This window comes from Rhodococcus sp. NPDC055112, from assembly GCF_053607505.1.
The window spans coordinates 137,337-145,721 of the sequence record NZ_JBSGTR010000008.1; the positions used below are offsets into that span (position 1 = coordinate 137,337).

Genomic DNA, 8,385 nt, shown 5'->3' on the forward strand with positions numbered 1-8,385 from the left:
GCCGCCCGAGTCCTCGCCTCGCCGGGGGTGTTCGAACGAATCGGGGTTGACTTACACAGAGGAACCTTCACATCCATATCAGGGTCTCCGGCGAACCTGGCCCAGACTGAAAGGCGGCTCGGCATAAGTAGCTACGAGGAAGTCGAGAACTCCGTTCGCGAGTTTGCAACCCGGGCTGCGGTCCAGGCGCAGGTCGCGTTCGGGATCGCGGTCACGCGGGAGCTCCTCACCGCGGATGGCGTGGCAGCGGCTGCGGCAGCAGAGCTGACGGACGCCGGAGCACGCTCGGTCAGCGCGGCCGCCGACGGAGTGGCTACGGCGTCCGCCGAGCAGCTTCGGGCATGGATCGTGGAGATCGACGAGGGCGATCTGTCGGATGGCGACATGGATCCGGATCTCCTGCGCGCGATCACCGCGATGGAGGCGTGGGGCGCCTATCTGGAGGAACGATCGTCGGAGCGGATCGCCGCACTCGGCATCGCCCTGCTCGAGGAGGCAGACTTCCGGGCGAATGGAGCGCCGTTGGATGACTTCCTCGCGGCGCAGGAGACTCGGCAGGCATACGAGCGGATTCGTGCGGCGCTCACCGAGCCGCCGATTGATGGATCGCGATCTGCCGGCTGATCATCGCGCCAGCAAGAGCGTCGGCCCCACGATGGCGAGCCTCGCTTGCTCCGAGATGGAATTCAGAGCTGCCGAGCGCCTTCTCCATGTCGTGGTATTCGATCCCGCCGGGACGCTCGAACGGGATTTCCATTGATGGGCGCGCGGATTCCGCTCCGGACCTCTCTGTGGCACTGTCCTGGGCATGCGCGTAGCTGTCTATCTGGCACACCCCCGCACCGATAGTTTCAACCGAGCCCTGTTCGACACGGTGGTCGCCGAACTGCGTGCCCACGGCGCCGAGGTAGTGACTCACGACTTGTATGCCGAGGGGTTCGATCCTGCTCTGACCGCGGCAGAGACCGAAACCGTGGCGGCATCCGGGGCCGCCGCCGACGATCTCGTGCGCGCGCATCAGGCCGAAATCGGCACGTTCGACGCCCTGGTGTTCATCCACCCGAACTGGTGGGGAATGCCGCCGGCGATCCTGACCGGCTGGGTGCAGCGCGTGCTCGCCCCCTCCGTGGCGTACAAACTGGAGACCGCTGATGGCGAACCGGCCGGACTACTGCGCGCACGCCATGCCCTCGTGCTGAACACGTCGGACACCCCAGCCGACCGCGAGCACACCGAATTCGGCGATCCCCTCCAACAGATCTGGGGCGCCTGTGTGCTCCCCTACGTGGGGATCCGAGATGTCCGGCGGGTCGTGTTCCGCACCGTCACCGACGCGGACGAACAGACGCGCGCCCAGTGGCTAGAGCAGGCCCGCGACATGGCCGCCGCCCTCGCTTCCGCCCCGACGAAAGTCGGCTGACACCTACGCGGTCAATCAACGAACGCCCATCAACCGCGTGGACGACGACCTTGCGGTGAGGTCCGGACGCCGGGTACCCCGACCGCGGCAACTCGACATGTCGGTCGGATCTCACGACTCCACGGTGGGGCTGACCGGAAGGGCGACGCCGCGCAGGTAGGCGGTGAGGATGGATTCCGGAGAGATGGGCTCCTGGATGATCGTTCGCTGGAACACCAGGGAGTCCGTGAGGGCGATCAACTCCTCGACCCGTTCGTCGGAATTGGGAAGACCCGCCCTGGTGAGGAACAACGCGGTCACTTCTCGGGTAATGGCGTGGACTTCGGACTGTGTCGTCAGCTTTCCTCGAAGCAGGGGCACGTCATCGAGTTCGAGAATGAGTGCGTAGCGGGCCCTCATGTCGTCGCGGCGGTCCGCGAGTGTCTCGACAAGTGCGGTGATCACGCCCGCAAGCTCGGCGATGCTCAGTCGGCGTTCACTCTGCGACGTTGCGTTCAGCGAGTCTGCTGCCTGCTTGGCGTCAGCCATCGCACGTTCGGCGAGCGTGTTGACGATGAGCTCGAGCAGCGCAAGCCGGGTTCTTGCGTGATGTGAGGTCGCCCCCTGCGGGATCCCGGCTTCCCTGTCGACGCCTCGATGCGTGAGCGCGCGAACGCCGTCCCGGGCAATGATGCGGATGGCGCTGTTGGCGATCAACTCTCGGCGCTCATCGCCACTGGTTGCTCGTGTTGACACGATCCGATGCTACAGGTGTAGCGTGCTGAAAATTGGCCGCTACAGGTGTAGCGGACTGGTAGCGCGGATTGCGACGCGAAGAGATGGTCCGGACGAGGAGGGCGTCAATGCTGATCGATTTCGTTCCCGACGAGACCCTGTACCCGTTCGAATCGCGCTGGTTCGACTCGTCTGCCGGTCGAGTTCACTACATCGACGAGGGGGCCGGACCGCCGATATTGTTCTGCCATGGCTCCCCGACGTGGAGTTTCCTCTACCGCCACATCGTGAAGGGCCTGCGCGAGCGGTACCGGTGCATCGCCGTTGACCAACTGGGCTTCGGATTGTCCGAACGGCCGGCGAATTTCGGCTACAGGATCGCCGAGCAGACGGTGGTCCTTGGCGAAGTGATCGACCATCTTCAACTGGACGACCTCATCCTGATGGGGCAGGACTGGGGTGGACCCATCGGGCTGGGCGCGGCAACCACGCGGGCGGATCGTGTCAGAGGAATCGTGCTGGGCAACACTGCATTCTGGCCGATCGAGCCGTTGGCCAATCGGGCATTCAGCGCAATCATGGGCAGCCGCCCCATGCAGCGCCGCATACTCGAGAAGAACCTCCTTGTGGAGCGCTTCCTGCTCGGGGAGCTTGGCCGCACGCTCACCGAGGCGGAGGCCGACCACTACCGCATGGTGCAACCAACAGAGGAAGCACGAGGTGGACTCGCGGTCATGCCCAAGGAAATTCGTGCCGCACGCCCGCTCTTGGACCAACTCGCCCAAGATATACCCGCCTTGCTGGGGCGCAAGCCGACCCTGGCCGTGTGGGGGATGCGAGATCTGGTTTTCCGTCCGAAAGCCTGTATCCCGCGGATACAGGCCGCATTCGCCGATCTCGATGTCGTCGAGCTACCCCATGCGCGGCACTTCATCCAGGAACACGCACCCGGAGACATCATCTCGGCCATCATGAATCGGTTCCCGTGAGTCATCGTGGGGGCTGGAACTTTCCCGAGACATGTTCTGCTAGCGGTCATCGGCGCTGAAGCTCGGCCACCCTTCCCAGACACGGAAGTAGCAGTCGTCGGGCGTGTCGGTGTGCCGGGCCAACTCGGCCAGGACGACACCGAGTTGTTCGTTGTCGGAAAGTGCACCCGGGTCGGCATGAACATCGCCCTCGCGCTGGCCTGGATAGCTCGGGTCCGGAATGAATCGCAGGCGTGCGTACTTGTCGAAGCAGGCCGGGCCCCGAGCAGCCAGCCGCTGCCAGTCTTCCTGTCGTTCCTCGATCCATCGCGCCGACGACAGGTCGAAACACCGTGTGATGCTCACTCGACCAGTATCGCCGCTGCCCACGGTGACGGACGGTTCAGTCGTACCCGCCGTGCACAATGACGCGGGTGACGTCAGAGGAATCGCAGGGGCAGGGGCAGGGGCACGGGCACGGGCACGGCGAGGATTTCACCGCCCTCGCCGCGTATGTGAAGGATTTCCGCGCCGGTGGCTACGAGGTCGATACCGTGGCCGAGTCGGTGTGTGCGGAATGCGGCGGGCGAGCCTTCGAGATCGGCGCGGATGACGAGGCGGGTTGCGCCGAACGGCTCTGCGTGGCCTGCGACGACGCCGTCCTGATCGCCGACAGCGTGGACCACTGGTCCGAAGCCGAACCCGTCCAGTGCGAATGCCCCTGCGGTGGGCAGGAGTTCGCCATCGCCGTCGGGTTCGCCCCGACCGGCGACGGGAGCGACGATGTGCGCTGGGTGAGTATCGGGCTGCGGTGCCTGCGAGACGGGATGCTCGGCGTGTACACGGACTGGAAGATCGACTACAGCCCTTCTGGCCACCTGCGAGGGATGGCGTAGGCGAGACGTACCCCGAAGGCGGATCCGGCCGGCGGCCGCCCGCGCGATCGGGTCACTGGCGGGCCAGCCACTCCGACAGTCGTGTCTGCGCCAACTGCGCGCCACGACCGGGCAGCAGGCTCTCGGGCCCCAACACCGCCCCGAAGTACCGCGCCTGGGGATCGGTGACCACCGTGCGCGGATCGGAACGCGCGGCCAGCACGGTGCGGATCCACTGGTCCATGCCGAACACTTCCGGACCCGCGACCTCGACGGTGCCGTTCAGCGGCGCACCCACCGCAGTGCTGCCCACCACCGGTGCCACCTCGTCCGCGGCAATGGGCTGCACACCGGCGTCCGGGAGCCGCACCTCGCCGTCGACTGTCGCGGAATCGGCTATGCCACCAGCGAATTCGAAGAACTGCGTCGCGTGTACGAGCGAGTAGGGCAGACCCGACCCCGTGATCAGTTCCTCCTGCGCCACCTTCGCCCGCAGGTACCCGGACTCCGGCAACCGATCCGTGCCGACCACCGACAAGGCGACGTAGTGTCCGACGCCGGCCGCGGCGGCGGCCTCGAGCAGGTTCGTGGTGGAGGTCCGGAAGAAGTTCATGACATCGTCGTCGGCGAACGACGGCGAATTGGAGACATCGACCACCACGTTCGCATCCTGCAGCACCTCGTGGACTCCCTCACCTGTGAGGGTGTTCACGCCCGTACTGGGCGCGGCCGGAACCGCCTGGTCGCCTGCCTCATTCAATCGAGCGACGAGCTTCGAGCCGATCAGCCCGGTGCCGCCGATGACAACGATCTTCATGCTCATTCCTTCCGTCGGAGCGAATGCTCGGGTCCAGCGAGTCCCCGCATCGAGGGCAGACAGCCTCAGGCACCGTCGCGCGCAGATCTGGTCACTCGGTACGAGGCAAGGCCGGTGGCAATGTCGACACGCACGCACCGCAGACATCACGGTACTCGGCATCGTGCCCTCAGCCGGGGTGCCTGGTTCCGATCACGACGGTGGCGCCCGACTCGTCCGAGCTGGTGACCCGGGGTGTCAGCCCTCTGCGAACGAAGGCGTCGACCGTCAGCGGCGCCTGCCGTTCGCTCGTCTCGATCAACAGGTGTCCGCCCGGCGCCAGCCAGCGGGTGGCCTCGGCGGCGACCCTGCGCTGAATGTCGACGCCATCGGTCCCACCGTCGAGCGCCACCATCGGCTCGTGGACGCGAGCCTCCGGCGGCAGCATCCCGATCGAGCCGGTTGGCACGTAGGGAGCGTTGGCCACCAGGACATCGATTCGGCCGCGCAGGGATCGGGGCAGCGGATCGTAGAGATCGCCCTCGTACACCCGGGCACCGCCGGCATTGCGGCGCGCGCAGCGGACGGCGACCGGATCGACGTCGACCGCGTGCAGTTCGATGTCACCCCCGGCCGCGGTCAGCGCGACGCCCACCGCGCCGGATCCGCAACAGAGATCGAGGACGACCGCCCGGTGGTGGGCGACGGCCGCCGCCTGACGGGCGAGGAACTCGGTGCGGCGGCGGGGCACGAAGACCCCGGGGTCCACGGCGATCCGCAGGCCGCAGAACTCGGCCCAGCCGAGGATCTGCTCGAGCGGCAGACCCGCGACGCGGCGGTCCACCATGGCCTCGAGGTGGTCGGGGGTCGCGGCGGCGGAGACGAGCAGGCGCGCCTCGTCCTCCGCGAAGACGCAGCCGGCGGCGCGCAGCCGGGCGACGATGGGGAATTGCGGGCACAGCGATGAGATAGCAGACATGGGAACGCCTTTCGGGGAATACCGATGGGCGCTCTCGCGATCACCTACGCCGGTCGGACCGCACACGGTGAGAGCACCCGGGTTGCCAAAACGGACACCGGTCTCACCTCCTCGGTCGGACGACTACTGCGGCCGTGAACGCTACCCGAGTCACGACGGAGGGCCATCGGAATTCCGAGGACCATTTGAGCCGCGTCACACATGGTTGTGCACAACTTAACAGTGCACTACCTTGAATCTCGTGACCGACGAACTCGCCCTCGACCGGCAGGTGTGCTTCGCCCTCTACTCGGCCTCGCGCGCCGCCACCGCCGCGTATCGCCCGCTCCTGGAGGATCTCGGCCTCACCTACCCGCAGTACCTGGTGATGCTGACGCTCTGGGAGCGCGACGGCCGTGGGGTCCGCGAGATCTGCACGGAGCTCGGCCTGGACACCGGCACCCTCTCGCCCCTGCTCAAGCGACTGGAGGGCCTCGGGCTCATCGAACGCCGACGCCTGAGTACCGACGAGCGCCGCGTGGAGGTCCACCTGACCGCCACCGGACGAACCCTCCGCGGCCACGCACAGGACATCCCGCGGCGGCTCGCCAAGTCCACCGGAATGTCCGAATCCGAGCTGGCCGCCCTCCGGGAGGCCCTGGTCCTGCTAACCCGCGCACTGCAGGACTCGACCCAACCCTGAATCCCGCCAACCCATTCCCTGGCACCACCGAAGGAGAAAAGATGAAGACGCTCTACACCGCAGAGGCCCTCGCCACCGGCGACGGACGCAACGGCCACGCCCGCTCCTCGGACGGCAGGCTGGACTTCGATCTCGCCATCCCGACAGCGATGGGCGGCACCGGCGACGGCACCAACCCCGAGCAACTCTTCGCGGCCGGCTACGCGGCCTGCTTCCACTCCGCGCTGCAGTTGGTCGCCCGCCAGGTCAAGGCGAACGTAGCCGACTCGGCGGTCGGCGCCCGGGTCGGCATCGGCTCGGTCGACGGCGGCGGATTCGGCCTCGAGGTCACCCTCGAGGTGTCGCTACCGCACCTTGCTCGCGCCGAGGCCGAGGACCTGACCGCAAAGGCCCACCAGGTCTGCCCGTACTCGAACGCCACCCGAGGCAACATCGAGGTCACCCTCGTGGTTGCCGAGGCCGACGACTAGGCCGCACCGGCAACGAGATCAGGACCGGCGGGCGAAGATCCGTTCCCACACGGCGGGATCGGTGCGCGGACCGCTCGGGGTCTCCGGCCCGTACCTCTCGATCTCGTCGTCGATGTCGAGGGGGCGGGTCGGCGGCATGCCCGGCACCAGCTCCTCCTCCACCCGGTCGTCCGGGACGAGCCAGCACACCTCGAACTCGATACCGTCCGGGTCCTTGGCGTAGAGGGCCTTGGTCGACCCGTGATTGCTCGCACCGGTCAGCGCCCCTGCCTCGATGAGCTTCTCGCGCATCGACGCCAGGTCGGTGAGGGTGTCCACCTCCCAGGCGAGGTGGTAGAGCCCCACGTCGCCCCGGCGGGCACGGCTCGGCCCGCTCGGGCTCTGGAACAGGCCCAGGTCGTGATCGTTGGCCGAGTTCGCGGCCTGCAGGAAGGCCGCACCAGGAAATCCCCCCGGCAGCGGGCGGAATCCGAGCACGTCCTGGTAGAAGGCCAGGCTGCGCTCGAGGTCGGCCACGAACAACACGGCATGGTTCAGTCGGCTAATCGACATCTGTGTGCTCAGCTTCCGAATGAGTAGGTGACGCCGGTCAGTCGCTCGGACTCGCCCCACAGCGCCCGGGCCACCGTCTGGTCCCGCGACTTCGAGGAGGAGCCGACCACCTTGGGGTAACCGCGCTGTTCGAAGGGCCCGTCGGGCCCGAAGTAGGTGCCACCCACCACGTCGGGCGCCGTCGCGGCGTACAGCTCGGGCAGGGCGCCCATCTCCGCGCTCTGCGCCATCAGGTCACCGATGCCCATCAGTCGGTCCCAGATGGACTCGGTGTGACCCTGCAGACCGGTGGACGCGTATCCGGGGTGGGCAGCAACGGATTTCACGCTCGAGCCCGACTGGCTCAGTCGACGGTCGAGCTCGTAGGCGAACATCAGGTTGGCCAGCTTCGACTGTCCGTACGCCGGCCAGCGGCGGTAGGTGCGGCGCTGGTAGTTCGGGTCGTCGAGATCGATGCTGCCGAGCCGGTGGAAGAGGCTCGACATCGTGACGACGCGATCGGAGATCCGGTCGAGCAGCAACCCGGTCAACGCGAAGTGACCGAGGTGGTTCGTGCCGAACTGCGTCTCGAACCCGTCGGCGGTGGCGCCCTTCGGCACTGCCATCACCCCCGCGTTGTTGATCAACACGTCGACTTTCTCGACGCCGGCGGCGAACTCGCGCACCGATGACAGGTCGGCCAGGTCGAGGCGGCGCACCTGTGCGTTCTCCCCGATCTGGGCGGCAACGGCACTGCCCTTGTCGACATTGCGGCAGGCCAGGATCACAGAGGCTCCCGCCGCTCCCAGAGCGCGGGCCGCGACCTCCCCCAGCCCGCTGTTGGCGCCGGTCACCACGAAGGTGCGGCCCTGCTGATCAGCAATGTCCTGCGCTGTCCACTTCACCATCAACCCAGCTTACGACGAGGGCGGGCGCGGATCCGATGGATC

Annotated in this window: 12 protein-coding genes; 6 read left to right on the forward strand and 6 right to left on the reverse strand. The window is 67.2% G+C overall.

Annotation, left to right across the window (positions count from 1 at the left end):
• The first annotated feature begins 27 nt into the window (after window positions 1-27).
• Both ACWFRB_RS06815 and ACWFRB_RS06820 read left to right on the forward strand, forming a co-directional pair.
• Window positions 28-624 carry a hypothetical protein gene (locus ACWFRB_RS06815; protein WP_452639736.1) on the forward strand — a complete coding sequence of 199 codons (597 nt, stop codon included), beginning with the start codon at window positions 28-30 and terminating at the stop codon, window positions 622-624.
• A gap of 184 nt (window positions 625-808) precedes the next feature.
• Entirely contained in the window at window positions 809-1,420 is a 612-nt protein-coding gene (locus tag ACWFRB_RS06820) for an NAD(P)H-dependent oxidoreductase (protein WP_452639737.1), read from the forward strand.
• A 111-nt stretch (window positions 1,421-1,531) separates the two neighbouring features.
• Here ACWFRB_RS06820 and ACWFRB_RS06825 read toward each other — a convergent pair whose 3' ends face one another.
• Complete coding sequence (locus ACWFRB_RS06825) at window positions 1,532-2,116, reverse strand: TetR/AcrR family transcriptional regulator (RefSeq protein ID WP_452639739.1); 585 nt, start codon at window positions 2,114-2,116, stop codon at window positions 1,532-1,534.
• A gap of 146 nt (window positions 2,117-2,262) precedes the next feature.
• Between ACWFRB_RS06825 and ACWFRB_RS06830 the strand changes: the two genes are divergently transcribed.
• Window positions 2,263-3,123: a haloalkane dehalogenase gene (locus ACWFRB_RS06830; RefSeq protein ID WP_452639740.1), complete on the forward strand. Its 861-nt coding sequence runs from the start codon at window positions 2,263-2,265 to the stop codon at window positions 3,121-3,123.
• Between the two features lie 39 nt (window positions 3,124-3,162).
• Here ACWFRB_RS06830 and ACWFRB_RS06835 read toward each other — a convergent pair whose 3' ends face one another.
• Window positions 3,163-3,468, reverse strand: coding sequence for a hypothetical protein (locus tag ACWFRB_RS06835; RefSeq protein WP_452639742.1), 306 nt, complete (start codon window positions 3,466-3,468; stop codon window positions 3,163-3,165).
• A gap of 68 nt (window positions 3,469-3,536) precedes the next feature.
• Here ACWFRB_RS06835 and ACWFRB_RS06840 point away from each other — a divergent pair, with 68 nt between their 5' ends.
• Window positions 3,537-3,998, forward strand: coding sequence for a hypothetical protein (locus ACWFRB_RS06840; RefSeq protein WP_452639743.1), 462 nt, complete (start codon window positions 3,537-3,539; stop codon window positions 3,996-3,998).
• A gap of 52 nt (window positions 3,999-4,050) precedes the next feature.
• Here ACWFRB_RS06840 and ACWFRB_RS06845 read toward each other — a convergent pair whose 3' ends face one another.
• Together ACWFRB_RS06845 and ACWFRB_RS06850 are read right to left on the reverse strand one after the other, a co-directional pair.
• Complete coding sequence (locus ACWFRB_RS06845) at window positions 4,051-4,794, reverse strand: SDR family oxidoreductase (protein WP_452639745.1); 744 nt, start codon at window positions 4,792-4,794, stop codon at window positions 4,051-4,053.
• 169 nt (window positions 4,795-4,963) lie between these two features.
• Window positions 4,964-5,752, reverse strand: coding sequence for a putative protein N(5)-glutamine methyltransferase (locus ACWFRB_RS06850; protein WP_452639746.1), 789 nt, complete (start codon window positions 5,750-5,752; stop codon window positions 4,964-4,966).
• A 241-nt stretch (window positions 5,753-5,993) separates the two neighbouring features.
• On the opposite strand from ACWFRB_RS06850, the gene ACWFRB_RS06855 reads away from it, so the two are divergent.
• Both ACWFRB_RS06855 and ACWFRB_RS06860 read left to right on the forward strand, forming a co-directional pair.
• Window positions 5,994-6,434 carry a MarR family winged helix-turn-helix transcriptional regulator gene (locus tag ACWFRB_RS06855; RefSeq protein WP_452639748.1) on the forward strand — a complete coding sequence of 147 codons (441 nt, stop codon included), beginning with the start codon at window positions 5,994-5,996 and terminating at the stop codon, window positions 6,432-6,434.
• A gap of 41 nt (window positions 6,435-6,475) precedes the next feature.
• Complete coding sequence (locus ACWFRB_RS06860; RefSeq protein ID WP_452639749.1) at window positions 6,476-6,904, forward strand: organic hydroperoxide resistance protein; 429 nt, start codon at window positions 6,476-6,478, stop codon at window positions 6,902-6,904.
• 18 nt (window positions 6,905-6,922) lie between these two features.
• Here the strand turns inward: ACWFRB_RS06860 and ACWFRB_RS06865 are convergent, their stop codons facing one another.
• On the reverse strand, window positions 6,923-7,456 hold the full coding sequence (locus ACWFRB_RS06865; protein WP_452639751.1) for a VOC family protein: 534 nt from the start codon (window positions 7,454-7,456) through the stop codon (window positions 6,923-6,925).
• Between the two features lie 8 nt (window positions 7,457-7,464).
• Window positions 7,465-8,343: an oxidoreductase gene (locus tag ACWFRB_RS06870; RefSeq protein ID WP_452639752.1), complete on the reverse strand. Its 879-nt coding sequence runs from the start codon at window positions 8,341-8,343 to the stop codon at window positions 7,465-7,467.
• Between the last annotated feature and the right edge of the window lie 42 nt (window positions 8,344-8,385).